27 protein-coding genes, 2 tRNA genes and 1 other RNA gene are annotated in these 26,465 nt (G+C 34.0%); 14 read left to right on the forward strand and 16 right to left on the reverse strand.

The window, feature by feature from the left end; genetic code table 11:
- Nucleotides 1-6: 6 nt before the first annotated feature.
- A tRNA-Gln gene (locus tag C6988_RS09570) sits at nucleotides 7-79 on the reverse strand.
- A gap of 25 nt (nucleotides 80-104) precedes the next feature.
- On the reverse strand, nucleotides 105-1,178 hold the full coding sequence (locus C6988_RS09575) for a DUF354 domain-containing protein (RefSeq protein WP_182135000.1): 1,074 nt from the start codon (nucleotides 1,176-1,178) through the stop codon (nucleotides 105-107).
- Between the two features lie 64 nt (nucleotides 1,179-1,242).
- On the opposite strand from C6988_RS09575, the gene C6988_RS09580 reads away from it, so the two are divergent.
- Genes C6988_RS09580 through dnaJ form a run of 4 tightly spaced genes read left to right on the forward strand, consistent with a single transcriptional unit; the run spans nucleotide 1,243 to nucleotide 5,976 of the window.
- Entirely contained in the window at nucleotides 1,243-2,382 is a 1,140-nt protein-coding gene (locus C6988_RS09580; protein ID WP_182135002.1) for a hypothetical protein, read from the forward strand.
- A gap of 31 nt (nucleotides 2,383-2,413) precedes the next feature.
- A complete protein-coding gene (locus tag C6988_RS09585) occupies nucleotides 2,414-2,983 on the forward strand; it encodes a nucleotide exchange factor GrpE (protein WP_182135004.1) in 570 nt (189 codons plus the stop codon).
- 13 nt (nucleotides 2,984-2,996) lie between these two features.
- Nucleotides 2,997-4,847: a molecular chaperone DnaK gene (gene dnaK, locus C6988_RS09590; RefSeq protein ID WP_182135006.1), complete on the forward strand. Its 1,851-nt coding sequence runs from the start codon at nucleotides 2,997-2,999 to the stop codon at nucleotides 4,845-4,847.
- Nucleotides 4,848-4,881: 34 nt separating this feature from the next.
- Nucleotides 4,882-5,976, forward strand: coding sequence for a molecular chaperone DnaJ (dnaJ, locus tag C6988_RS09595; RefSeq protein ID WP_182135008.1), 1,095 nt, complete (start codon nucleotides 4,882-4,884; stop codon nucleotides 5,974-5,976).
- Between the two features lie 5 nt (nucleotides 5,977-5,981).
- On the opposite strand, the gene C6988_RS11105 is transcribed toward dnaJ, so the two are convergent.
- The gene (locus tag C6988_RS11105; RefSeq protein WP_220463431.1) at nucleotides 5,982-6,143 is read right to left on the reverse strand and encodes a hypothetical protein; all 162 of its coding nucleotides are present in this window, start codon (nucleotides 6,141-6,143) and stop codon (nucleotides 5,982-5,984) included.
- Between the two features lie 91 nt (nucleotides 6,144-6,234).
- On the opposite strand from C6988_RS11105, the gene C6988_RS09600 reads away from it, so the two are divergent.
- A tRNA-Leu gene (locus tag C6988_RS09600) sits at nucleotides 6,235-6,322 on the forward strand.
- A gap of 60 nt (nucleotides 6,323-6,382) precedes the next feature.
- Entirely contained in the window at nucleotides 6,383-6,637 is a 255-nt protein-coding gene (locus tag C6988_RS09605) for a hypothetical protein (protein ID WP_182135010.1), read from the forward strand.
- A 36-nt stretch (nucleotides 6,638-6,673) separates the two neighbouring features.
- On the opposite strand, the gene gatE is transcribed toward C6988_RS09605, so the two are convergent.
- The 3 genes from gatE to C6988_RS09620 are packed head-to-tail and all read right to left on the reverse strand — an operon-like array spanning nucleotide 6,674 to nucleotide 12,106.
- A complete protein-coding gene (gatE, locus tag C6988_RS09610) occupies nucleotides 6,674-8,566 on the reverse strand; it encodes a Glu-tRNA(Gln) amidotransferase subunit GatE (RefSeq protein ID WP_182135012.1) in 1,893 nt (630 codons plus the stop codon).
- A 31-nt stretch (nucleotides 8,567-8,597) separates the two neighbouring features.
- Nucleotides 8,598-9,887 carry a Glu-tRNA(Gln) amidotransferase subunit GatD gene (gatD, locus tag C6988_RS09615; RefSeq protein ID WP_182135014.1) on the reverse strand — a complete coding sequence of 430 codons (1,290 nt, stop codon included), beginning with the start codon at nucleotides 9,885-9,887 and terminating at the stop codon, nucleotides 8,598-8,600.
- A gap of 32 nt (nucleotides 9,888-9,919) precedes the next feature.
- Nucleotides 9,920-12,106 carry a CDC48 family AAA ATPase gene (locus C6988_RS09620; protein WP_182135016.1) on the reverse strand — a complete coding sequence of 729 codons (2,187 nt, stop codon included), beginning with the start codon at nucleotides 12,104-12,106 and terminating at the stop codon, nucleotides 9,920-9,922.
- A gap of 106 nt (nucleotides 12,107-12,212) precedes the next feature.
- Between C6988_RS09620 and C6988_RS09625 the strand changes: the two genes are divergently transcribed.
- Both C6988_RS09625 and C6988_RS09630 read left to right on the forward strand, forming a co-directional pair.
- The gene (locus C6988_RS09625) at nucleotides 12,213-12,944 is read left to right on the forward strand and encodes a 50S ribosomal protein L2 (RefSeq protein WP_182135018.1); all 732 of its coding nucleotides are present in this window, start codon (nucleotides 12,213-12,215) and stop codon (nucleotides 12,942-12,944) included.
- Between the two features lie 47 nt (nucleotides 12,945-12,991).
- Nucleotides 12,992-13,270, forward strand: a complete 279-nt coding sequence (locus tag C6988_RS09630; protein WP_182135020.1) for an acylphosphatase — start codon at nucleotides 12,992-12,994, stop codon at nucleotides 13,268-13,270.
- Here C6988_RS09630 and C6988_RS09635 read toward each other — a convergent pair.
- From C6988_RS09635 to C6988_RS09650, 4 genes are all read right to left on the reverse strand, one after another.
- Nucleotides 13,267-13,599 (reverse strand): DUF5655 domain-containing protein, encoded by a 333-nt coding sequence (locus C6988_RS09635; RefSeq protein ID WP_182135022.1) that lies wholly within the window; start codon nucleotides 13,597-13,599, stop codon nucleotides 13,267-13,269. The two genes, C6988_RS09630 and C6988_RS09635, sit on opposite strands and share 4 nt — an antisense overlap.
- 29 nt (nucleotides 13,600-13,628) lie before the next feature.
- An RNA gene (gene ffs / locus C6988_RS09640) (signal recognition particle sRNA) lies at nucleotides 13,629-13,940 on the reverse strand.
- 34 nt (nucleotides 13,941-13,974) lie between these two features.
- Nucleotides 13,975-14,889 carry a TIGR00269 family protein gene (locus C6988_RS09645; protein ID WP_182135024.1) on the reverse strand — a complete coding sequence of 305 codons (915 nt, stop codon included), beginning with the start codon at nucleotides 14,887-14,889 and terminating at the stop codon, nucleotides 13,975-13,977.
- 34 nt (nucleotides 14,890-14,923) lie between these two features.
- Nucleotides 14,924-16,126 (reverse strand): site-2 protease family protein, encoded by a 1,203-nt coding sequence (locus C6988_RS09650; RefSeq protein ID WP_255464466.1) that lies wholly within the window; start codon nucleotides 16,124-16,126, stop codon nucleotides 14,924-14,926.
- A 109-nt stretch (nucleotides 16,127-16,235) separates the two neighbouring features.
- On the opposite strand from C6988_RS09650, the gene cutA reads away from it, so the two are divergent.
- A complete protein-coding gene (gene cutA / locus C6988_RS09655; protein WP_255464467.1) occupies nucleotides 16,236-16,481 on the forward strand; it encodes a divalent-cation tolerance protein CutA in 246 nt (81 codons plus the stop codon).
- Here cutA and C6988_RS09660 read toward each other — a convergent pair.
- Nucleotides 16,471-17,526, reverse strand: a complete 1,056-nt coding sequence (locus C6988_RS09660) for an mRNA surveillance protein pelota (protein ID WP_182135030.1) — start codon at nucleotides 17,524-17,526, stop codon at nucleotides 16,471-16,473. The two genes, cutA and C6988_RS09660, sit on opposite strands and share 11 nt — an antisense overlap.
- Nucleotides 17,527-17,567: 41 nt before the next feature.
- Complete coding sequence (locus C6988_RS09665) at nucleotides 17,568-17,984, reverse strand: hypothetical protein (RefSeq protein ID WP_182135032.1); 417 nt, start codon at nucleotides 17,982-17,984, stop codon at nucleotides 17,568-17,570.
- A 170-nt stretch (nucleotides 17,985-18,154) separates the two neighbouring features.
- Between C6988_RS09665 and C6988_RS09670 the strand changes: the two genes are divergently transcribed.
- Complete coding sequence (locus tag C6988_RS09670) at nucleotides 18,155-18,574, forward strand: secondary thiamine-phosphate synthase enzyme YjbQ (RefSeq protein WP_182135034.1); 420 nt, start codon at nucleotides 18,155-18,157, stop codon at nucleotides 18,572-18,574.
- On the opposite strand, the gene C6988_RS09675 is transcribed toward C6988_RS09670, so the two are convergent.
- The 3 genes from C6988_RS09675 to C6988_RS09685 are packed head-to-tail and all read right to left on the reverse strand — an operon-like array spanning nucleotide 18,575 to nucleotide 20,020.
- Nucleotides 18,575-18,739, reverse strand: a complete 165-nt coding sequence (locus C6988_RS09675; RefSeq protein ID WP_182135036.1) for a hypothetical protein — start codon at nucleotides 18,737-18,739, stop codon at nucleotides 18,575-18,577. It abuts the gene before it with no gap.
- 50 nt (nucleotides 18,740-18,789) lie between these two features.
- A complete protein-coding gene (locus C6988_RS09680; RefSeq protein WP_182135038.1) occupies nucleotides 18,790-19,254 on the reverse strand; it encodes a metal-dependent transcriptional regulator in 465 nt (154 codons plus the stop codon).
- A gap of 1 nt (nucleotide 19,255) precedes the next feature.
- Nucleotides 19,256-20,020 (reverse strand): TrmB family transcriptional regulator, encoded by a 765-nt coding sequence (locus C6988_RS09685; RefSeq protein WP_182135040.1) that lies wholly within the window; start codon nucleotides 20,018-20,020, stop codon nucleotides 19,256-19,258.
- 116 nt (nucleotides 20,021-20,136) lie between these two features.
- Here C6988_RS09685 and tes point away from each other — a divergent pair, with 116 nt between their 5' ends.
- Complete coding sequence (gene tes / locus C6988_RS09690) at nucleotides 20,137-21,801, forward strand: tetraether lipid synthase Tes (RefSeq protein ID WP_182135042.1); 1,665 nt, start codon at nucleotides 20,137-20,139, stop codon at nucleotides 21,799-21,801.
- Nucleotides 21,802-21,855: 54 nt separating this feature from the next.
- Complete coding sequence (locus tag C6988_RS09695; RefSeq protein ID WP_182135044.1) at nucleotides 21,856-22,803, forward strand: glycosyltransferase family 4 protein; 948 nt, start codon at nucleotides 21,856-21,858, stop codon at nucleotides 22,801-22,803.
- On the opposite strand, the gene C6988_RS09700 is transcribed toward C6988_RS09695, so the two are convergent.
- Nucleotides 22,796-23,704, reverse strand: a complete 909-nt coding sequence (locus C6988_RS09700) for an NAD-dependent epimerase/dehydratase family protein (protein WP_182135046.1) — start codon at nucleotides 23,702-23,704, stop codon at nucleotides 22,796-22,798. The two genes, C6988_RS09695 and C6988_RS09700, sit on opposite strands and share 8 nt — an antisense overlap.
- A gap of 104 nt (nucleotides 23,705-23,808) precedes the next feature.
- Here C6988_RS09700 and C6988_RS09705 point away from each other — a divergent pair, with 104 nt between their 5' ends.
- A complete protein-coding gene (locus tag C6988_RS09705) occupies nucleotides 23,809-25,194 on the forward strand; it encodes a nucleotide sugar dehydrogenase (protein WP_182135047.1) in 1,386 nt (461 codons plus the stop codon).
- On the forward strand, nucleotides 25,178-26,395 hold the full coding sequence (locus C6988_RS09710; protein WP_182135049.1) for an asparagine synthase C-terminal domain-containing protein: 1,218 nt from the start codon (nucleotides 25,178-25,180) through the stop codon (nucleotides 26,393-26,395). The genes C6988_RS09705 and C6988_RS09710 overlap by 17 nt, the downstream gene beginning before the upstream one ends.
- Nucleotides 26,396-26,465: the final 70 nt, after the last annotated feature.

Consider the following 26,465-nt stretch of genomic DNA (forward strand, 5'->3'; position numbering starts at 1 on the left):
GAAAAATAGCCCGAGGCAGATTCGAACTGCCGTCAAGGGCTCCAAAGGCCCCTATGCTTGACCTCTACACTATCGGGCTAATGAAGAACTGAATTTTTTATCCCTTAATGATATTTTCTATTTTGAATGATTTTTACCAACTTTCTTCGACTATTTTTTCTTAATTCAATTATTTGTTCAAGTTTGTCAAATGGGTCTTCCATATTCTTTAGTTCATTTTTTGCCCGTTTCTTACTTATTTGATTTAAAAGTAGTTTTTCTGATTTTCTAGCAATAATATTTGGATTCCTTTCCCTAATCACTAGCTTCTTTCTAACCAAGTATTCTTCAATTAAATTTGGTACTGCATTAAATGAAATTGTGGGAACACCTAATAATGCAGCTTCTGCAGTCATTGTCCCTCCTGACCCAATAAACACATTTGTATTTTCTAATAATTGCTTACCATCATATGACATTGTTAAAATCTTAATATCATCTCCAAAATTTTTTCTCAAATTTTTTGCCTGTGACTGATATCTACATGAAATTACTATGTTCAAATCTCCAAATTTCTTTAGAAGAGCTTTTACAAGAGGAATTATCATGTTATTTTTTTTTGAATATGATGCATATTCTTCTTCAATTCTAACAAGAATTGTTTTTTTTGATGTATTATACGGCAATTTTATTTTATTATCTATTATTCGCTTTGAAATTGATGCTGCATCGATTGCTCGATATTGAATTATGTCTTTTTCTTTTATACCAAATTTTGTAAATTCATTTTTTGGAATAATCCATGGAATAAGTAATTTCTGAATTAAAGGTAATGATAACTTCATCACTGCATCCGCATGAGGAGAATCAGAAAAAACAATATGATAAATCCCTAAACCAAATGATACTCTACTTGCCTCGGGCGAACAAAAACTAACGACACAATTTGGAGAATAATCCTCAATAATTTTAGACAATTCTGCCATTCTCTTAATACTAGCTCTTAGCTTTTCAGATTTTTCGCCACCTCCATGTTTCCCTACAACTTTTAGAGGAAAATGTCTGATTTGTGCAAGAGAAGTAACTTCATTATAATTGCGTGTTGTACATAGAATGTCATGATTTTTGCGTAATTTCTTTATCATTGGTTCAAAAAAGAGTAATTGTTTAGGAGTTAGAATATCAAACCAGATTTTCAAGCATTTTGGGTAGATTTTGATACTTCAATAAGTTTTTCTTGGTCTAATTACCCACCTCATAGGTATGGGGGGAGCCAAAGTAGTTGTATATGGTTTGAGTACCGAAGGATATTCCCTGGCCTGTCAAATGGCAATAAAAGGAGCAGATGTCCATATCATTGATGAATCTACCCCATCTGCAATATCACTAAAATCAGAAATTGCAAAAACATATCCAAATGTTTCAGCACTAAAAGAAGATGAACCACTACTGGCAATGGAGCCAATCGATGTAGCAATTTCTAAAGCTCAATATCTCTTCTTTACCCCAAGAATTCGAAAAACTGGGCAAGATACGAAAACTGAAATTCATTCTAAATTCAAAGATGCAGCAGCCTCTTTAAAAAAAAGTAGTTCAATCATTTACACTTTACCAACAGGTTTTGGAGGAAACAATGAAAACATATCTTTGCTGGAGCATGTTACTGGATTTGAAGTTGGTAAATCAATCTTCTATTATTACCTCCCTGTAGTTGATGCTAATAAATTACCTTCAGTTATTGGCTCATTTAATGGAAATGAAGATTCTAAACTATTAGAGCTTCTAATAACCGGTAAAAAATCTAAAAGATTTGTTGCATTATCATCAGCAGAGCATTTTCATGCAATTGATATTTTATCCCAGTTTTCAAGTTTGTGCAGCATACTAGAAGTCTGTAAATTTGCTCAAGATGAAATAACAAAAACAGATCTATCATCAGATCAATTCCAAAACATCTTTTTGGATGACATGATTAATGGGTTATATGATTTACGATCCTTAGGAACTTCTTTTGAAGGTGCAAACACCTTGATGTATCTAATTAATGGTGGAATTAAAGGAATTGACGGATACATTAAACGGTTAATTGACGAGATTCGAGCTACTCTTAAGAAAAATGATTTGAAAGCTAGTAGGACAAAAATTGCTATTTCGTGGACTTTAGATCAGCACGAAATGCGTGGAGATAAAATAGAAATGCTCCAAAATTTGACTGCAAGACTACGTGATTATATTGGTGACGTTGAGGCATACGAAGATCCTAATTTTGATCTATTTCATAGCGATAAAACAACAATTGTAGTGGCATGCTCAGTTGAAGATTTTGAAAATATTGAGAAAAAGAAAAAGGACAGTGATTTAATTATTATTAAAGCTAATCCAATATGCGAAATAATCCAATAGAAATAATATCGGATGAGGCGATTGAATTTAAATGTCTGAAGATGATAAAAATGAAGTAAAATTAGATTTTTCAGAAGATGATGAAACTACTACCACTGAAAAGGAAAGTCGTGAAGAGGAATCTAATACTTCGGAAATTATAGTACAACTAACAGAATCATTAAACATAGAAAAACAAAAATCCCTTGATCTAGAAAATAAGTTAAAAAGAGTCTTTGCCGATTTTCAAAATTTAGAAAAAAAATCCCAAACTGAGATAAAAAATTCAGTCAATAATCTTATTGATAAATTTTTTCTAGATTTTTTGCAAATATATGATGATTTTATTAGAGCAAAGAATGCATATTCAGAAAATAAAATTGATACCACCGGTTTAGATTCAATTCTAAAAAATATGGATGCTCTCTTAAGTAAAAATGGTATAGTGCCAATTGATGCATTAGGCGAAATATTTGATCCTAATCTTCACGAAGCTATATCGATCAAGGAGGATCCCTCATTGGATGATGATACAATTACAAAAGAAATCAGGAAAGGATATATTTCTCATAATAGAGTTATTAGGCCAACATTAGTAGAAATATCAAAAAAACAAAAATGAGAAGGTGAAAAAAATGGCAAAAATTATTGGTATAGATTTGGGAACAAGCAATTCGGCTGCGGCTGTAATTATGGGTGGAAAACCAACCATTGTACCAGCTGCAGAGGGTACAACCGTTGGTGGCAAAGCCTTCCCTTCAGTGGTTGCATTTTCTAAGGATGGGGATCTTCTCGTAGGTGAACCTGCACGTAGACAGGCAGTTACAAATCCTGCCAACACAATTGTTGCAGCAAAAAGAAAAATGGGTACGGACCATATTTTTAAAATTCGTGATAAAGAGTACAAACCTCAGCAAATTTCTGCATTCATATTACAAAAAATAAAAAAAGATGCAGAAGCATTTACAGGAGATAAAGTAGAGAAAGCAGTAATCACAGTTCCTGCATATTTTGATGATAATCAACGTCAGGCTACAAAAGATGCTGGTACTATAGCAGGTTTGGATGTTGTTCGAATTATCAATGAACCAACTGCAGCATCATTAGCATTTGGTCTTGATAAAGCCAAAGAAGACATGAAAATTCTGGTCTTTGACTTTGGTGGAGGAACTCTTGATGTAACTATAATGGAAATGGGTGGAGGCGTCTTTGAAGTCATGAGTACTTCTGGAGACACTCAATTAGGCGGTACCGATATGGATAAAACTCTAATTGATTATGTGGTTGATCAATTCAAGAAAAAAGAAGGAATTGATTTATCTGCTGATAACACAGCAATGACAAGAATACGAGAAGCAGCAGAAAAAGCAAAGATCGAACTTTCCACTGTTATGGAGACTGACATTAATTTACCATTTATTGCTCATGATCCATCATCTGGATCAAAAAATCTTGAATTAAGATTAACTAGAGCCAAACTAGAAGAATTGATTAACCCAATTGTGGAAAAATGTAAGCCTTCAATAGAAAAAGCACTAGAGGATGCAAAATTAACAAAATCTGATATCTCAAAAATAGTAATGGTTGGCGGACCAACTAGAATTCCACTTGTGAAAAAATTTGTTGGTTCAGTATTAGGTAAAGAGCCTGAATCTGGAGTTGATCCAATGGAAGCAGTTGCTATGGGTGCTGCAATTCAAGCAGGAATTATTGGTGGAGATGTAACAAGTGATATAGTTTTACTAGATGTCACTCCACTAACTTTGGGAATAGAAACATTAGGAGGAGTTAGAGAGCCATTAATTGAAAGAAACACAACTATTCCAACTTCTAAAAGCAAGGTGTTTACTACTGCAGCTGATAATCAAACAGCAGTTACAATTCACGTAGTTCAAGGTGAAAGACCTATGGCTGCTGATAATGTATCTCTTGGAAGCTTTAATCTTACTGATTTGCCGCCTGCACCACGTGGTGTTCCTCAGATAGAAGTCAAATTTGATATTGATGCTAACGGAATTATCAATGTAACTGCAAAAGACTTAGGTACCCAGAAAGAAGCAAAAATTACAATTGAATCTTCATCAAAATTATCTGAAGATGAAATTGAAAAATTACGTCAAGATGCGGAAAAATTTGCTGACGAAGACAAAAAGAAAAAAGAAAAAATTGATCTGCGAAACGAAGCTGAAAGTTATATCTATACTACTGAAAAACTTGTAAATCATGATCTTAAAGATAAAATCTCCCAAGAACAAGGAATCAAAGTTACTGATGCAATCAAAGAAGTACGGGAAGTACTTGATAAAGATACCACAGAATTAAAATCTAAATTGGATGCCCTCAAAACAATTGTGAATGAAATTACTACGGAATTGTACAAAAATGTCTCTCCTCCTCCAGGTGAGCAATCACAAAATAATGAACAACAATCGAATCAAAATACATCTGAAACTAAAGAAAACTCTGATTCAAAAACATCAAATTAGTTAATTTATACTTCATAGATACAAGGTATTGGCAATGAGCAGTAAACGTGATTATTATGCAGTTTTAGGAGTTTCAAAATCTGCCTCAGCTAGCGAAATTAAATCACAATATCGAAAATTAGCATTAAAATTCCATCCTGATAGAAACAAGTCTGCAGAGGCATCAGAACATTTCAAAGAAATTTCAGAAGCTTATGCAGTATTGTCAGATTCTGAAAAAAGAAAAACATATGATCAGTATGGGCATGCCGGTGTTGATGGAAAATACAGTACAGATGATATCTTTAGAGGTGCAAGTGGAAACTTTAATGATGTTTTCAATGATCTCTTTGGAGGATCAGGCGGTGGTTTTGATTCTATCTTTGACACGTTATTTGGAAATAGACGTGGATTTAATCAATATAGGCAGCAGAAAGGTGCTGATTTGCTATATGAAACCTCAATTACTTTAGAAGACGTTTTACATGGAAAAAAAATTGACATTGATCTGAAAAAAGATATTGAGTGCGATGTTTGTGGTGCATCAGGTTGTGCTCCAAGTTCAAATAAAAAATCATGTAGTTCATGTAATGGTCAAGGACAATTACGGAAAACCAGAAAAATGGGATTTGCATCGTTTGTAACAGTTGAACCATGTAATTCTTGTAAAGGTCAGGGAACAATTATAGAAAAACCATGTAATGCATGCAATGGTAAGGGAACAAAAAAAGGCTCAAAGCATCTTAGTTTTGATTTACCTCCAGGAATAGATAATGGTGATTACACAATTCAGGGTGAAGGAGAATATGTTCCAGATGGGATTAGTGGGGATCTTATAGTTCGGGTGAGAGTTCAATCACATCAAAAATTCAAACGTGATGGTAGAGATATTTTCTTTGATCAAGAAATTTCTATGATTGATGCGGCTCTAGGTAGGGAGATGGTTGTACCAACATTAGACGGTGAAGAAAAAATAAAGATTGAAAATGGAAGTCAACCAAATACTATACTAAAATTGAAAGGTAAAGGTGTTCCTTTTCATAATTCATCAAGAGGAGATCAGTATGTACGATTAGTGATAAACATTCCTAAAAAACTGAATAACCATCAAAAAAATTTACTAAAAGAATTTGAGGAATCCTTTAACTAATTTCATTATTCTTTGATTCTTCTTAACTCTATTTCATGACCTTCTCTTACATGTATGGCATGACTGGTTTTGATTACTTCTCCAATTTTATCGTCCGAATAATACTTCATGTTATATCTTCCAAGAACTTTTTTACAATTGTTACAGTAAATTTCTCTAAATTCCATATAAGCAAATTACAAAATGTTGATTTGTATTTGTATCTGTATCTAATTTGAACAATAAAGAAACTTATTCTAGATTCCTAAATTCTACGATGCGGGAGTCGCCCAGCCTGGTCAAAGGCGTAAGGTTCAGATCCTTATCTCCTAGGAGTTCGTGGGTTCAAATCCCACTTCCCGCACCATATCCCTAAAATTCGTATAATAATGAACAACTTTAAACCATAGTAAATTCATCATGATTTATGGGCAAAGTAATTCGAGTTGGCGGCAGAGGAACTTCTAGACGAGTTTCTGACAAATCCGAAGACAATTGGTCTGGCGAAGACTTCAAAGAGTATCAACGCAAACGAAAAGAAGCTTTGGGAGATGCTTATGTTACTGTAGGACGAGGAACTACAAAGATTAAACTAAGCGATCTTAAAGAATCAAAATCAACATCAACAAAGGGACGATACGTCTCCATGGGCCGTGGAACAGGTAGACGAAAATTAGATTAGAAATATCTATTCTAATTTCTATAATGTTTTCGATTTTTAAATTAACTTTTTAATTTTTTCTTGCAAGATTTGATTTATTTTCTCTCCTGGAGCTTTTCCTCTTAGCGATTTCATAGCTACTCCCATTAGCGGTGCAACTGATCTTTGACCTTGCTTTTTCACCAAACTTAAATTTTCTTGAACGATTTTTTCTAATGTTTTTTCCAATTCTTCATCTGATAAATTGGTTATAGATGATTTTTCAATTGCCTCTTCTACTGATTTTACTTTTCCTGACATAATCTCTGAAAATATTATTTCTAATGACTCCTTGGAAATTTTTTGAGCATCTAACAACTCAAACGATTTCATTATTTGATATTCATCCAACTCAATAACAGAAAATTCTTGTCTTTGAAGATTTGTTATGGTGGAACATAATGTAGAAGCAACAAAGTTTGGTAATATATTAAATCTAGACAAGATCTTTTCAAATAATGATAGATAGTCTGAGTCAAAAATTTGTTCTGCTAATTGTTGATTCAAATTATATTTTTCTTGTAGCTCTTTTAATGATTCGTCCCATGTTTTTGGGATATTCTTCTTTGCAAATTCAATTTCGTCTTTATTTATTATGATTGGCGGTATATCTGTCTCAGGATACATTCTTGATGCTCCTGGTTTTGGTCTAAGATACACAGTTTCTCCTGTTTGAGTAGCTAGTCTTGTTTCAGAAGGAACTCCATCTTTTGCACTTTCGATGCGTTGAATAATCGATTCTATGGCAAATCTAATTTTTGCATTATCTGCCGCAATCATTAAGAAAGCATCTTTTTCATTAGCACCAATTATTTTTCTAATTTCTTTAACTTCACTCAACTCTATTCCATAATTGGGAAGCTCATCTGAATGAAATACTCCTCCAATTCCAAAGAACCTAACTAATTGGCCTAATTCTTTTCCAAGTCTAATACCATCATAAGGTGAAAAACTAAACATTCCTGAAAAATTTTTTATTTTCACTACTTTGATAATCGCATTCGTTTTTAATGCATTTTTTATTATCTTTGAGTTTGATTTTTTCATAAATTCTGTTATATCATAGATATCATCCTGAGATATTTTTTCTAAATTTTTTTCATGTAGTTTTTTTGCAATAATTTGTAATCCATGTTGTCTTTTTTCTTCATATTCAACAACCTTTTCTAATTGATCTAATTGTTGTACTCCTTTAACTTCGACAATTCCACCGCCTGTTATAGAGACATTTACATCCTGTCTGATTGAACCTAATCCTCTAGTGACTTTTTTTGTTGTTCGTAGTAATCTTCCTAAAGTTAACGCAATTTTTTTCATCTCTTTGGAGTCAGCACTAACTGGCTCTAATGCAATTTCAATTAGTGGAACTCCAAGTCTGTCCAAACTATATTCTCTAGTATTATCTTTATCTGCTAGAAGCTTAGCTGCATCTTCTTCAAGACAGATTGATTGAACACCTATTTGCTTCCCATCTACATCCAAATTCCCTCCCTGAGAAACCAACATTGTTCGTTGGAACCCCGAAGTATTGGAACCATCTAACACCATTTTTCTCATGGGATAAATCTCGCTGAAGATATTGGATTTTAAAGCTGAGGCTATGATTAGCACAATTTCTTTTGCATCATTATCTAAATCATGAGGTGGCTCTTCATCTTTTTCTACCAGGCAACTACTTTTTTCATTTGCACAATAAACAATAGTTTTTGATTTTATATTTTCAAATAGTGCGGCAGGATCATATTCACCCATTTCACTTTTTGATGCTCGTAGTTTTCGGGAAAATTTTGAATCATATTCATCTAGTTCTAAGGGAGGACAGTCACAGAATAGCTTTTTGTTGGTAGCCAATTGCTGATGTATTTCCAATCCCACTTTGAGTCCAATACTTTTCGAATCTAATTCCGCCATTTTCTTGATGACTCTTAAACCTCTTTAATACTTAATTAGAATATTCAGAGGAAATTTCTTGTAGCATAACTTCTTTAATTTTTGATACATCTTCAGTATTTCCTAATGCCCACATAGCTTTTACAAGTGCTACTTCGGGAATTAAATTTCCTAATGGAATAATTCCCATACCCATCAAATCTCGGCCACTTTCGTACACTGTCATTCTAACTTTACCATCAATGCATTGTGATGTCATCCCCAAAAATAATCCTGATTGATTTGCGCTTTTGACAACTTCATACATGTTCTTCCCAATATGTCCTAGACCGGTTCCTTCAAAAATTATCGCCTTATGACCCAAATCAATCAAATTTTCTACAATTCTAGGATCAAATCCTGGATAATATTTCAATAAAGCAACTCGTGAATCTACATTGATTCTAGGAATATATTTTTCTGTCTGAAAGAATTTCTTTGTAATGTTTTTTTGAATTGAATTCTCAACAATAAGAAATCCTGGATTCCCACCAACTGTTTGAAATGCACCACGTTTACTAGTGTGATTTTTCCTTACTCTTGTTCCTAGATGACAAGCAATTGTTTTGTCGCTTTCATCATTGTGCATAATGACATAAACTCCTTTTTCATCAGATTCTTTCAAAAATTTTACTGCAGCGATTAAATTCAATGCAGCATCAGATGAAGGTCTGTCTGATGAACGCTGTGAGCCTACTAAAGCTATAGGAATAGGATATCCTGATAACGCAAAGCTAAGAAATGCAGATGTGTAATGCATGGTATCTGTTCCATGTGCCACAATAATCCCTTTGTAATCTGAATTAGAATACTCATCTAGTTTTTGAGCAATTCTCTTCCAATCTTTTGGTTGTAAATTTTCTGAATACTCTGATAAGATTAATTCTGTATCAATATTTGCCATTTCTGCTAACTCTGGGATTGATGAATTGAGTTCTTCTGGACTTAGGGCAGGTGTTACGGCTCCTGTTCTATAATCTATTTTGCTAGCAATAGTGCCACCGGTTGAAATTAAAAGGATTTTTTCTAAATTCGGCTTTTTTTCTATCTGTCTTTTTTGCTCAGTTTTAATTTCTAGAGATTCTAATTTCTCGATTTTTTCAATCTTATCAATTTCAAGACCAATGTTGTAACCGCTTTTTAATTTCAGTGTGATGTGATTTGAATCTGATTTTTCATATCTGGGCATTATGATGCCTTCATAAACAATATCTGAAAAAATTTTCACCTTGTTGCCTATCTTGATATTGTTTTTCTGTAAAAATTCTAGAGATCTACCTTGGTAGCCTCTGTATTCGGACATTTGTCTGAGTTAAAGTAACTATTTTATTAAAACTACCTATAATATGAGGCAACAACTTTTTGACCAATCTTTAGGTCTTTTTGTTCTCTTACTTTCTTGACTGCTTCTTCGAAATGTCTCATGGTAACTCTGGCCTCGTCTGAACTCTTTTCTACCTGAATTGCATCTGGATGACTATCCAAGTATTCATGAATTACTAATGATACTGCAGTATTTGCAATTGATGCTACATCTGCTCCACTCATTCCATCAGTTAATTCAGAAATCTTATCTAAATCAACATGTTCCGGATCACTAACTTCGGTAACTGCTGGAATTTTTGCAGTATTTATTTCAAGAATTCTCTTTCTACTCTCTTTATCTGGAAGTGGAATTTGAATGATTTTGTCAAATCTTCCTGGTCGTAATAATGCTGGGTCAATCATGTCTGCACGATTTGTTGCTGCTAATACTACAACTCCATGCATATTTTCCATACCATCTAATTCTGTCAGTAATTGACTAACTACTCTCTCAGTAACTGCGGTTTCGCCTCCTGCACCCCTTATCGGAGCAATGGAGTCTATTTCATCAAAGAATATTACACATGGAGAAGCTTGACGTGCTCTTCTGAAAATTTCTCTAATACCTCTTTCTGATTCGCCAACCCATTTTGATAATAATTCAGGTCCTCTTACTGAGACAAAGTTGGCTTCACTTTGAGTTGCAACTGCTTTTGCAAGTAAAGTCTTTCCAGTTCCACTTGGACCGTGTAATAGAATTCCTCTGGGCATCCTATGACCAAGTTTATCATATAATGATGGATATTTCATTGGCCATTCAACTGCTTCTTGTAATTCTCTTTTTACTTCTTCTAATCCTCCTACTTCTTCCCATTTTACATCTGGATTTTCAATAAACACCTCCCTCATACCAGAAGGTGTAACTTCAATCAAGGCTTTTTGGAAATCCTCTGAATTAACAATTAATTTATCCAAAGTTTCGGGGGGAATTTTTTCATCTTCAAGGTTTAGCTCAGGTAATAATCTTCTGAGACATTTCATCGCTGCTTCTTTACAGAGATATTCCAAATCTGCTCCGACATACCCATGACTAACTGCTGCAACCTTGTCAGCATCAACGTCATCGGATAATGGCATGTTCCTTGTATGAATTGCAAGAATGTCTTTTCGTCCTTTCTTATCTGGAACTTTGATTTCTATTTCTCTATCAAATCTACCCGGTCTTCTTAATGCTGGATCAATTGCATTGGGTCTATTAGTAGCGGAGATGACAATAACTTTTCCTCTAGCTTCTAAACCATCCATTAATGATAACATCTGTGAAACAACTCGTCGCTCAACTTCTCCTGTAACTTCTTCTCGTTTTGGTGCTATAGAATCAATCTCATCTACAAAAATTATTGATGGAGCTTTTTCTCTTGCTTCTTTGAAAATTTCTCTTAGTCTAGCTTCACTCTCTCCATAGAACTTACTCATGATTTCTGGACCTGAGATACTTATGAAATGTGCATTACTTTCATTTGCAACTGCTTTTGCAAGTAAAGTCTTTCCAGTTCCTGGTGGACCATAAAGTAATACGCCTTTTGGAGCTTCGATACCAAGTTTTTCAAAAATTTCTGGATGTCGTAATGGTAACTCGATCATTTCCCTAACTTTCTTTATTTCATCTGTTAATCCACCAATGTCTTCATATGTTACCTGAGGTACACCACGAAGAGTCTCTCCTTTTTCTGCAATATGGAAAACTGTTTTTTGTGTAACTAAAACTGCATCTGCAGCAGGTGTAACACCAATAACCTGAAAGGTTAACCTTCCACCAAAATACGGAACCATTACATTATCTCCTTTGATTAATGGAACACTTTCTAATGCATCTGCAAGATATCTTTCATCAATAGGGGGTATAGCTTCAAGGGGAGCCACTACGACTTTTTCTGCTGCTACCGCTTTGATTTTTCTAACAGTAATGGTATCTCCAATGGCAATGCCAGAATTATTTCGACCTAATCCGTCAATTCTGATTATTCCTTTTCCTTCATCAGATGGATATAATGGAAGACATTTTGCTACAGTTCTTCTTTTTCCTTTGATCTCAATTACATCTCCAGTAGAGGCATTTAGTGTATCCATTGAATCATAATCAATTCTGGCTACTCCTCTTCCAACGTCTCTAGTATATGCCTCTAAAACTTTTAACGAAAGAGAATTCTGGCTCATAGGAAAACTCTCTCTGCCTATTTTTTATATCTTTGGCGTTTTATTCTTGACAATTACCACCAACAATCACAAACTTAAAATCCGTAGTGAAAAGTAGTCGATCTACTTGGGAAAACGACCATTAGTTAGAAGACGTGGCCGCGGAGGCATGCAGTTTAGGGCTACAGTAACTGGTAAAGTAGCTCGCTCAAAATATCCAAGTTTTACATTATCTGAGCAACATGAGGGAAAAGTCATTGATCTCGTACATGAGCGAGGAAGAGATGCCCCTTTAGCAAAAATTCGATTTGAAGACGGATCTGTCTCTTTTGTACCTGCGGTTCTTGGTACAAAAGTAGGTGATACTCTAGAATTTGGTTTAAAATCAAAAATTCAAGACGGTAATGTCATTAGTATTCAAAACATTCCTGATGGAACCATTGTATGTAATTTAGAAAAACAATTTGGTGATGGTGGAAGTATTGTCAAATCAGCTGGAACTAACGCAACAATTTTCTCACATAATGAGGAAGGAGTTACTGTAAAACTCCCATCTGGAAAATTTGCAACATTTAACCCGAAAAATAGAGCCATGATTGGAACTCTATCTGGTGGAGGTACAGGCGAACGACCATTTATGAGCGCAGGTAGAAAATGGAGAAATTTCAGATCTAGAGGAAGAAAATATCCTATTGTCAGGGGTGTTGCTCAAGCAGCATATGTTCATCCTCACGGTGGTGGAAGACATCAACATGTTGGACAAAGCTCTACTGTATCTCGTGATGCCCCACCAGGAGCCAAAGTTGGTAGCATTGCTGCTAGAAAAACTGGGCGAGCAAGAATTAAGGAACGAAAGTAACTTAAAATTCCTAAAATTGATTAATAGCTCTTTTTCCACAATTTTGCATGTCTAAACAACGTGTTCGTATCTTTGTAACTGGTAAAGTACAAGGAGTATTTTTTAGACAAGCACTAAAAGTAATGTCTAAAAAAAATAATGTATTTGGTTGGGTTCGAAATCTAAAGGATGGACGGGTTGAGGCAGTACTAGAAGGAGAAGATGTTGACGTTAGTCATGTAGTTGAATGGTGTCATGCTGGACCTGCAAACGCAAGAGTTGAAGACATAGATATAAAAAATGAAAAATTCTCTGGTGAATTCAAAAAATTTGAAGTTTTGTATTAATGAATTGATTTATACGCATTTTGAATAGTTTTTTTTATATTTGCAATATTACTCTCTAATGAAATCTCATTAACAATAACAGGTTCTTTTCGATTCTTTTGAATTTTAATGATGATATGATCTTTTTGTGGTTCCATATCTACAAACCACCTAAAAGTAAATGACTTGCAAAAAACAACTCTATGCATTCTTACATCTTCAATGGTTTTTTCACCAAGTGATAAGCAGAACTCTCTTAGAGTATCAAATAATGGTATTACATTCGTTGGAATCTGTTTTTTAAAATCATCATATGTTCTCTTATTTCCTGAGGGAATTAATCCATCCATACACAAAATTAATTTTGAGTATTATAAGGTAGTAGTTCTGTTGGTTCCAGTCTAGACGGATAGCCCCATTTCAAGGCATACAAGATCCGCCACGTTGACGAGGAAGCGTGGATGCTCCAACTTAGGATTGCTCCCTCCCGGACCTCATCCCTTTCGCTGGTTCGCTCTTGGAAGTTATCCCTTCGGATATTTCCAGAACTGCAACCACCCGCCTCGGCGTGATTTCATTTCCGCACACCAAGCGGGAATTACCTATCTAGAGATTTACCCAACAGTTACTGATCTCTGCGTATAGCCGGTTTCAGAAAAGGGCACGGCTGGCACCCTGATCCTACCTACTACCAATATTTTATAGAATTGAATGTTATATTTGCATTAGGTTTGATTATCTTTCAATCTAAATACCATTTGACATACAGAACAAACTTTTCCAGTACACTCTTGCCCGCATTTTGAGCAAATTGTTTTCTCTTTATAGTTTGCATCTTTCACTGTTTGAGAAATTTTTAGAATTGAATTAAATAAATTATTTTTTATTCCACTCCGTTGTCCTTCTAAGGAATTTAGAAATTCTCTTATTTCTGTTCTAATTCCTTCATTCATATGTGGACATGGTTCTGATTGGAAAGGCAAATCATTGGTAAATGCATAAAATACAATCTCAGATTCGTATATCTCACAAAATGGTTTGATTTTTCTTAATGTATTATTTGATGTATCTGGATCCATCCAACCTATTTTGTTAGTATCGCCTGAGATCATATTGATAAGAAATGTTTGTAATGTGTCATCCAAATTATGCCCTGTTGCAATTACATCTGCATTGTTCTGTTTTGTAGCATAATCAAGTGCTCTCCTACGTAGTATGCCACAAATTGAACATGATGATATTTTCTCATTATCTCTTTGTAATAAAGCATCATCCAGTGTTAAGTCAAAAAGATTTTCATACGAATAAACTACATGATCAACTTCAAGTTTTTTACAGAATTTTTCAACAATTTCTAAAGCTTCGTTTCTATACCCTGGAATTCCCTCATCAATCGTGACCGCTCTAATTCTAAAGTTATGTGTTTTTGACATTTGATTCAAAATGTGTAATAATGCCAGGGAATCTTTTCCTCCTGATACACCTACGCATACTAATTCATTATTTTTTATCATTTTATATTTAGAAATGGTTTTTGCAGTTTTACGTAAAATAGCGTTTGAAAAACAATCCGAACAAAAATTTTCTCCAGAATATTTTCTTGAATAAACTGCTTTATTGTCACATCTATCGCATTTCATGATTTTCAAGAATTTTTTTGTACTTTATGTTTTTTTATATTGTAAACCAACCTGATTTGAAATATGACAAGCCAATGTTTAGTCCAAATAGAATAAATGTAAATCCATAGATTGACCACATCATGATGTTCACTGATTTATCAGAAATTTTTTTATCAATAATACTGTGAATGAATTTACCTCCATCTAAAATTGGTAGAGGCAGCATATTGATAATACCAATAAAAAATGAGATCATCCAAAGCCATAGTAGAAACATGGAAAGTTGGGGATTATTCCATTCAATAAAATTGTAGACTGGTTTATACGCAAAAGAATTATCTCTCATTATTCCGATTAATCCTCTTTCAGGATCTTCAGGTGATGGCATTATTTCTACTGGAATCTGTAATTCATTTCCATCCCTTAGAACACTTACAGAAACTGTTTCACCTGACTTTAATTCAATATTCTGAAAATCTATCGGTGTCAAAATTCTCTGGTCATTTATGGCAGTTATGATGTCATTGGGTTGTATTCCTGCCTTTTCTGCTCCAAGTCCATCGATTAAAGATAGTACCATAACTCCTTCAGGAGCATCATAAAATGCACCAAGAATTGGTTCTGGAAGTACAATTGCAAAGAGAGGATTCGTTAGTAAAATGGCTCCTAAAACAAGTGCAAAAATAACATTAGAAGTAGCACCTGCTCCAATTACTCGTAGTTTTGAAATCTTTTTTGCTTTATCAAATTCTTCTTCGTCTGGTTCTACAAATCCAGCAAACATTGCAATGAATATTGCAAAGCCACCTGTTTTGATCTTAATCTTTTCAAGCGTAGCTACAATTCCATGAGCTCCTTCATGAATTACAAGAACTATTGGAATTGATAACAAAAAGTAAGTAATAGAAGCTGAAGAAGTTAATGTAATTCCTGGAATTAAAACCGTAACTTCAGCAAATTCTGTTGGAGCAACAAAAAATTTTGAAATATTTGATAATAAAAACCAGAATGCAAAGCCCATCATGATAAAACCTGAAATGACACTCACATCTGCAAACACACGAATACCTCTCCTAGTTCGTGAGAGCATTTTTGTAAGTACTGATTGGACACCTTTGTTCTTATACACTAGGCTGTAAGCCTTTATCTCAAACCCATGATTTTCGAGTTTTAGTCCTTTTGCTATGAGTACAATTACTACCCAAGCCAAAAGAACGTAAATAATTGAATTTTCCGTTATAAAATCAAGTTCCAAATTAATTGGTACTTTTTTTAATTACGTACATTTATCGGTTACTGTGAATCCAGTCATAATAATTTCAACCTATCCCAATAAAAGAATAATCACCAAAATCGCAAATCAATTGGTAAAAGAAAAAATTACAGCATGTGTAAACATTTCTAAAATTTCATCGATTTATTCTTGGAATAATAAAATAGAAAATTCTTCTGAATACCTTGCATTATTCAAAACCACACAAAAAAATAAGAAAAAACTCAAAGAAAAAATCCAAAAAACACACCCATATGATGTACCTGAAATAGCTGAGATTAATTTGAGTTCAATTAACAAATCATATCTAAAATGGGTAGTAGGTTCTACCCTTTAGAAACTGAATAACGTAATGTTGCAATTATTCCACCAAGTCCATCAACACGTAATCCTACATCTGTTGATGAATCCACGCTGAAAACTTTTGAACCTTTACTCTCAATATCATTTAGAAATTGAATGATTTTATCCTCATTTTCTGTCTGAATGATTTTATCAGAAAAAACTAATGATTCAATTGCTCCAATATCTCCAGCCTCTTTTGTTTCACTAAAACCCATCGTAAATTTTTGACTTTTTTTATTTGCCATGAACATTATCTCATCAATTATTGTAGAAACAATTGCTAGCTTACTATTTGAGAGAATTTCTTTCATTACCGATGACTTTGTAAAGATGTAGATACCATCTTCACCTCCCGAATCAATTCCATCAACAATTTTAATCTGAAATTTCTTCTTTGAGGATTTCTTTTCTAAATAATTTGCAAATTTCTTCCTCGTTTCACCAGGCCCAAAAATAATTATTGTATCATTGTCTTTAATTGATGATAATAATGCACTATATACTTCTTCAAAAAATTTTTCTATATTGAAATTTGTTTTGTATCTTTTCCCACCTGCACCTGAGTAAATATTTGGCATTATCTGTAAATGAGTTCCTTTTAATTTTCCTATTCCACAATCTGCTGTATCAATTGCAATTAGTAAAAATCCAACATTCTGATCTTTTGATTCTAAAAGTTTTTTTTCCATTTGACTCCATTTTTTCTTAAAAATAGTAATACCATCATCCGGTTTTATCGATATGGAATGATGTGAACCATGAGGAACTGATTCATTATTTGATTCGGTGATTATTCCATGTACTCGTAGCCTATCAAGTACATTATCTAGGGAAACTTTTTCGACATTTAATGCAATTCTTATTCTAACTTTTTCTCCTCTATCTGGCCTAGAGTACTCTTTTTCTTGTTTTATTACTCTAGTTGTATCGGCAATAACTTTGTCGTCCTTTTGAATAATTCGGCGTAAAATTAACAAGTCATCTGATTCTTCGGGAATTACTGAAATGAAATTTTCATCAATTTTTTTTGTAATCATTATTTGAATGATGAATGCGTAGTTAAAAAATTAAGATAATCTTAACTTGTTATTTCATTTACCTTATCGTCTTTAGTCTTTTTACGAACATAATTTTCAACCCAATCAAGAGTTATTACTCCTGCTTCAGCCAAGTTAACAAGAGAATTTGATGATGCCTCGCCAGTAACTTTGCCTGTGTTTCTTCTAATTTGTCGCCATTTTAATGCTGTATTCCCACTTTTTGAATTGTAAATAATTCCTAACACATCTCTTGCATTTACAAATGTTATATCACGGATTTTTTTGATTGTAACTTTATCAGCTGCCTCTACATATATCGAACCAAGGCTTTCATCACGTTCTGCAAATACTTCAAAATCATCAAGATAACTTTTTGGAGCATATGAGCTACATGTACTTGTGATGATAAATCGCCTAAAACTTTCTAATGATGCAGGTGTATCGATGGCTACCATTATGTCACCTAGTCATATGCCATTTATCAAGCTTCTTGAAAGACTCAATTAGGATTTTGTTTAATCTAATGTGCAGGCGTTGATGAACGTATCCCATTGATTGATGATATGGATCTTGAGTTCTGAGCCTGCCTCTAGAATTTTATTCTAGATATAATTTTTAATTTCTAATGAAATCACTAACTGAATATTTGACATTTAATACAAAAACAAGAATATCCTTTCTTAACATCACACCAGACATAGAAAAATTAGTTTACAAAAGTAAAATTCGTGATGGACTATGTCTTGTTAATGCTATGCACATTACTGCTAGTGTTTTTATCAATGATAATGAATCTGGATTACATCATGATTATGAAAAATGGTTAGAAGCACTGGCTCCTCACGAACCAATTTCACAGTACAAACACAATGACACGGGAGAAGATAATGCTGATGCTCATCTAAAGAGACAAGTTATGGGTAGGGAAGTTGTAGTTGCTATAACAAATGGTAAATTAGATTTTGGTCCATGGGAGCAAATTTTTTATGGTGAATTTGATGGAAAAAGACAAAAACGTGTTTTAGTAAAATTAATAGGCGAATGATTATCCAAAATCTGCGTCTCTTTTTTGACTCTGTTGTTCATTAGCTCTTGCCGCTGCCCGAAATTCTTCTTCATGATTTTGTGGTCCATGACCACACTTTACACAAGCCACTTTGAATCCATCTTCATTTTTTTGATAAGTTTCACATCCACAAAAGCATACCATGTATAATCTTAAAACTTGTCAATTATATCTCTTAGGTTTTAAATCAAAAATTATTCTTTTTCTTCATTGTTTTGTTTACAACATTCACCCAATGGAATTTCATGGTCATGAGGACACTTTCTAGGGTGTTTTAACATAGTACATAATGCATTTGTAAATTGTTTATTCATATGATGTTCAACTCCGCAAACCATCTCTTCATCAATTTCTATTTTTAGTGCACTATCCATCAAAACTTCAAGCAGTCTACTATTTCGCATCATTACGGATCCTATCCTTTCTCCCTCTTGAGTTAATGTAACACCTGCTTTGTTATAATTAACCAACTTTTGTTCATTGAGCTTTTTGAGCATTTGAACCACACTTGGTTGCCTTACATTAAGCATCTTTGCAATTGAGCTAATCTTGACATCCTCTCCGCGTTCTTTGATATGCCAGATTGCTTTGAGATACATCTCAACATGCTCTGCTTCAGCAGTTCCAACAAAAAGAACTTCTTGATCCAATGAATCCATACTATGACTTCTTTGAATCTTTTAATAAATATTCAAAGTATTCCCTTGCAAATCCTGCTAATCCAGCATGATCTGCCCATATTGCTACCGTTTCAGCATTTGCACTACCAATTTCAGGCCCAAGTAAAATTACCACATAGCGTTTATCAGAGATAATGCCTCCTCCAAAAAGACCTTTTTTCACTTTTACTGTGGCTACTCGAGTGATTGCCTTTAGTGACTCTTTATCCATCTTGTCTGATGTAAGTATGGTAATTTTCACTCCCCTATCATGCAATGATCTTAGTTTTGGTAACGCCTGCTTTACCAAGGCCTGACCTGCTTCAGGTAGAGCAATCATGACTTCGCTTCTACAAGATTCTACCATTTCCAAGATTTTTGCTGCAATGTTTATGGTGCCTGATAAGACCCAAATGTCAGGCCTCTCACTAGTTCCACTTTTTTCATAGAGTGGTACAAGTTCATTTAAAATAATACTCTGGTTTGCTGCAAAATCTACTTCCATCTTTTGTTTTGTAGTCTCCAAGCCAGTCTTTGGAGATTTTGGGAAATATTTTGTTGGACGAGAGTCATCAGAGCCAATCCATCCTTTGTCCTCCAAGGTTCCTAGCACTTCATAGATCTTTGAATATGGCACTCCTGATTTTTGACTAAGATCAGACGCTGTTAATTCTCCATCTTTTAGAAGGGAGGAAAAGGTCCTGATCTCATAACTAGTTAATCCAATTTTTTCTAGTGACTTGCGCGTCTTATCAGAAATACTCATGCGATCTAATCGATCATTCTTTGTATTTAAACTCCACAGGAATAATTACACACATTCCAACGGGGCCTAGTGGGAAATGGATTATATACCATTTTGAAAAAATGCCAATAATAGGTATGGCTTTAATTCAGATTGCAAATCAATCTACTAAACAAGTAGGTAAGAAATCTACTATTAGATTTACTCAAAGCATCTGTCCAGATTGTAACATGATATTAGATGCAGAAGTCTTTGAGAGAAACGGCAGAGTCTACATGACAAAGACATGTCCTACTCACGGTGAATGTGAGGAGCTTTACTTTGGTTCTTACGAAATGTACAAGAAATTTAGTACTTACTGGATGGACGGCAAAGGCGCACATGCTCCAAATGTTATGATAGACAAGTGTTCATGTCCAAACAACTGTGGATTATGCTCAAACCATCTTTCACACAGTGGATTGGCAAACATGATAGTTACAAACAGATGTGATCTTACCTGCTGGTACTGCTTTTTCTATGTAAAGAAAGGACTGGAAGGGGCTTACATGTATGAGCCTTCACAAGATCAAGTAAGAGCCATGATGAAGACTCTGCGTTCTGAAAGACCAATTCCAGGTAACTCTATGCAAATCACTGGCGGTGAACCAATGCTGCGAGAGGATATCGCTGATGTTATTAAAATTATGAAAGAAGAAGGAGTCGAGCATGTACAAATGAATACCAATGGTATCCGACATGCAATGGATCCTGAAGCTGCTCGTGAAGTAAGACTAGCAGGATGTAACAATCTTTACTTAAGCTTTGATGGTGTTACTGCAAGAACAAACCCAAAGAATCATTGGGAAATTCCTTATGCCCTTGATAGTTGCAGAAAAACAGGTACAACTGTAGTATTTGTTCCAACTGTCATTAAATCAATTAATGACCATGAACTAGGTGGTATTATTCGATATGCACAAAAGAACATGGATGTAGTTCACGCAGTTAACTTCCAACCAGTTTCCTTAACAGGAAGAATGGGTAAGCAAGAGCGTGAAAAATACAGAATTACAATTCCAGATTGTATTCAAAGAATTGAAGAGCAAACAAACGGCGATGTAACAGTTGATGACTGGTTCCCAGTTCCAAGTTGCATGCCATTAACAAACGTAATTGAAGCATTTTCTAGCAAACCAAAATATGAATTATCAATCCACTTTGCATGTGGTGCAGGAACATACATCTTTGAGGATGCAGATACAAAGAAGTTTGTCCCACTAACAAGATTCTGTGACATTCAAGGAATGTTGGAACTATTTGAAGACAAGGCAGAAGAGATTCGCTCTGGTAAAAACAAGTACTTTACGATGCTTGAAGTTGTCAGAAAACTCAAAGGCTTTGTTGATACAAAGAAACAACCAGCAGGCTTGGATCTTGCAAAGATGTTTGGTAACATACTCATGAAGAGATCATTTGATTCTGTTGGTTCTTGGCATGTCAAGGGATTGTTCCTTGGCATGATGCACTTCCAAGACAAATACAATGAAGACCTAGAAAGACTACAAAGATGTGACATTCACTATGTAACTCCAGATCTTAGAATCATTCCATTCTGTGCATTCAATGTAATTCCAGAATGGTACCGAGACAGAATTCAAAAGAAATACTCTATTACTGTAGAAGAATGGGAACAAAGAGAAGGCGTTAAACTAGAAGACGGTCTTTACAGAGGTCTAATGAGACGTGGAGCAGGCGATGAACTTGCTGCTGGCTGTGCAAAAAGCCAGATGTTCCATGATGCAGCACAAGCTGTAATGTAGAAAAATTAATTTTTTAATCTAATACCTTTTAAATTAATAAAATAAAATTTTGTTGTGAAGATTCTATTCATTGCTCCTAGATATACTGGTGGTATAGGTGGCCATGCTGCAATGCTTGCAGATCAGCTCACAAGACACGGATATGAAGTTACAAGGATGAATGCTCCGCACATTCCGATAAAGAACCTAAAGAATCCAAGTTTTGCATTGTTTGGTACAATGAAGGGCTTTCTTAACAGAACACACTATGACATTGTACATGCATTCAACATTCCATCTGCATTTGCAATGCATTACGCCAAAGCAACAAAGAAGGTTCTATCAGTTCACGGAGTCTTTGGGGAACAAGTCAAGGCATTGCATTCTAATACAATCAGCTCAATTGCTGGTTCTACAGAAAAAAAAGTTCTAAAATGGGCCGATATGTTAACTACTGATTCAAAGCTAAGCCAGCGAAAATACAAGGAACAAGGATATGATTTTGTGTACTTACCATCTGCAATAAACACATCTATGTTTTCTCAGGTTCCAAAAACAGAAAAAAAACATGATCAGGTCGTGTATATTGGAAGAGACAGCTTTGAAAAGGGAATAGATGTTCTTCATGATGCAGAATCACAAATTAATGGAAAGGTTGTTTACTGCACTGACATGCAGTGGAACGATGCAATGAAGATATTAAAAGAGTCTTCCGTATTGGTTGTGCCTTCACGAATGGAAAGTCTTCCTACTGTTATCAAAGAGGCATTTTTCTTAAAAGTTCCCGTAGTTGCAACCAATGTGGGTGGAATCCCAGAATTGATAGAGAACAATGAAACTGGACTTCTTGTTAAACCAGATGATGTAAATGAATTAGCAGAATCTGTTAATCGTCTTTTAGATGATGTTGATTTTTCAAACAAACTAGTCAATAAAGCGCATGATTTTGTACAAAACAACATGACATGGAAAACTGTTTTGCCTAAATATGTGACATTTTATGAAGAACTAGTTTCTAATTGAAATTTTGTATTATTTCTGAAAGACCGTCATGCAAATCGGTTTTGTATTCCCAATTGAGTGTTTTTTTAGTCAATGACGTATACGCCTGACTCTTCATTATGTCTCCTTGTAAGGGATCTGTAAATTCTGGTTCAAGAGACAGTCCGTATATTTTAATCATCATACGTGCCAGTTGTTCAATGGATATGGATCTTCCCGTACCGACATTAAAAAAACCATTTTTTGCTTTGCTTTGCATTGCTGAAAGATTTGCTTCTGCTACATCCTTTACAAAAACAAAATCTCTTACCTGTGAGCCATCCCCGTATATCTTTGGTGGCAGTTTTTTGGATAATTGATTCATAAACTTTGTAATGACTCCCGCATACGAACCGGTTTGCCCAATTCCAAATACGTTAAAATATCTTAATCCAATTATCTCAACGCCATCATTGGAATATCTTTCTGCCAAAAATTCATCTTCAAGTTTTGTATTGCCGTAAGGATTAATTGGGTTTCTTGCAGAATCCTCCTTGATTGGTATCTCAGTTACATCTCCGTAAACACTTGAACTGCTAGCAAAAACCACTTTAAAGTTATTATCTTTGGCAATCTTGAAAATATTTTCTGTGCCTTTTACATTTACATCAAAATACTCATTTTTTTTAATGAATGATTCCTGAACTACAGTTAATGCTGCTTCATGGAATACTCCCTCAACATTTTTTAAAATCATTTTTAATTCTTCGAAATTACGAATATCAGTATTGTAAAATTCAACCTGATCTAAAACATCAATCAGGTTATCTTTTTTACCCGTGTGTAAATTATCTATAATTGATACAGTGTGGTTATTCCTTAACAGCTCTCTGACAATATTGTTTCCAATAAAACCGGCACCCCCAGTTACAGCAAACTTCATACGGATGATCTTTGACTCTTTGTTTTAAATTTTGAGTAGAAAAATAAATAGACAAAACTAAATATGCTATTAATTTTGCAATTCATCATAAGAACGGTGTTTTGATGAGTACAAATAAAATATTTGATTGTGATTTAGAACAAGTCAAAAAATCACTAAAAGAGGGTCAAATTTCTGTTTGTGTGATTGGGATAGGAAGAATTGGGTTGCCATCAGCATTGTCTTTTGCAAAGTCTGGTCTTAAAACTATAGGACTTGATATCAATGAGGAATTAATTAAGATGATTAATTCAAAAAACTTTCCACTAAAAGATGAACCTGGATATCAAGAAATTTTTGATGATGTTATGGCCAAGGGATTATTCAGAGCAACATCTGATGCAAAAGAGGCAATCTCTAACTCTGATGTGGTTTTACTGTCTTTGCCTACACCTATGGATCAGAACAATATTCCGTATTATACTGCTTTGACTTCTGTTGGTAAACAACTAAATGAATTCTTGCCTCTTGGTTCCATTGTAATTGTAGAAAGCACAATAGAACCAGGGTTCGTAGAGAATGAGTTAAAACAAATTATTGAGGGTGATAAAACACGACTTGAAGCAAATAAAAATTTTGGTATTGGGGTCTGTCCTGAAACAGCTAATCCTGGAGAAATTTTAAGTGATTTTGCTAAACTTCCTCGTCTGGTAGGGGCCTTAGATGAAAAAACTTCTAACACAATAATGGCTATCTATGAACATGTCTTTTCAGTTGATCTAGTAAAAATGAGTAACTGTAAAACAGCAAATGCGGTGAAACTTACTACCAATGTTTTTCGAGATATTAACATTGCATTCATAAATGAGCTTTCATTGTTGTTTGAAAAAATTGGAATTGATACTTTTGAGGTATTAGAAGCTGCAAAAAGAAAATATAATTTTCAAATTCATTTTCCAGGACCTGGTGTTGGAGGGCCCTGCTTACCAGTAAATTCTTACCAGTTCCTTAACACTGCTTCAAAATTTGAAAATAACTTGTTGAAAATAGTAAAGGCTGGCAGGGAAATTAATGAAGGCATGTCTGATCATACAATAGACTTACTCTTAGACGCCTTAAAAGAAAAGAATCAATCAATAAGTGATTCGACAGTTCTAATCTTGGGAGTATCTTACAAACCTAACGTTAAAGATATTCAACTAACTCCAGCTGAGCCAATAATTGAAAAATTAAAATCGTTGGGATCAAAAGTAAAAATATTTGATCCATACTTTATTAATGAAAATATTTTTGGTGTCAAAACTGAAAAAACATTTTCTGATTCACTTTCTGATGTAGATGCAATTCTGTTGATTACATCTCATAATGAATTTAAAGATTTGAATCCTGTCGATATTACGTCTAGAATGCCATCTGGAGTTCTGATTGATTCTCGTGGTGTAATAGATCCTCACGCTGCAAGAAAAGCAGGACTAATTTATCGGGGAATAGGTCGTGCAACATCAAAATAATAATTTTAATCCTGAACACGCAAAATATATTTTAACTTTAAGATATAATCCACATCTTAATTCTCCCCTTCCTCCAAAAATACCAAATGATATTACACCATCAATATCAGAAAATTATGAAGAACATGTTAAAACATTAATTGAAAAATCAATTATGGATAATCTTCAAAAAGAAAAAAAAATCTCCCTTTCTTTAAGTGGGGGAATTGACTCAACACTAGTCTTTGGATTAATCAAAAAATTAATGCCTGATCTGGAGGTTGAAACAATCTCTGTAAAGTTTTCAAACAGTGTTGATGAAACAATGAATGCATCAAAAATTGCTACACATTACAAATCACCATTTCATATTATATCAATTGAAAATTATTTGGAAGAACTACCTAAAGCAATAAGCATAGTTAAGCAGCCTTTTTGGGATCTTCATTGGTACTATGTAGTCAAAAAAGCAAAAACCCTCTCTTCCACTTTAGTATCCGGAGATGGGGGAGATGAATTGTTTGGAGGATACACCTTTCGCTATGAAAAATTTCTATCCTTAATTGAGCCGGAATCTACCCCTCACGATAAAATTCAGGCTTACTTACAATGCCATGAACGTGATCACGTGAGTGATCAAGACGATATTTTTAACGATAAGATGAATTTTTCTTGGGAAAATATTTATGAAATTTTAATGCCGTTTTTTAATAACAAATTAAGTCCCATTGATCAAGTATTTCTTGCTGATTATAATGGAAAACTGTTGTATAATTTTTCGATTATTAGTAAAAACCTCTCAAATTATTTCTCTCTGAATACATTTTCACCTTTACTTTCCTCGGAATTAATTGAGTTTACACAAAAAATTCCTAATGAAAGAAAATACAATATAGAAAAAAAAATCGGGAAAATTATCCTACGAAATATGTTAGATCAGTTAGGATTAAGTAATTTTGTGAGCCAAAATAAACTAGGGTTTTCAATTAACACAAAAAATTATTGGAAAATGTATGGCCAAAAAATATGCAAAAATTATCTTGTCGAATCAAAAATTGTTTTGGATGGATGGATTAATAAAAATTGGATTAACAAATACATAGATAAAGAAAATCTGGATATAAATTACGTTAACAAATTTTTGGGATTGCTTTCATTTGAAATCTGGTATAGAATATTCATCACAAAAGACTTTAACCCTAATCAAAAACTTGATACATAATTCATTTTTTTGACCATTTTCAATAATAATATATTCTTAAGATAAATTACAATAATATGGATTTTAGAGC

Source organism: Nitrosopumilus sp. b1, assembly GCF_014078545.1.
Taxonomy (GTDB): Archaea; Thermoproteota; Nitrososphaeria; order Nitrososphaerales; family Nitrosopumilaceae; genus PXYB01.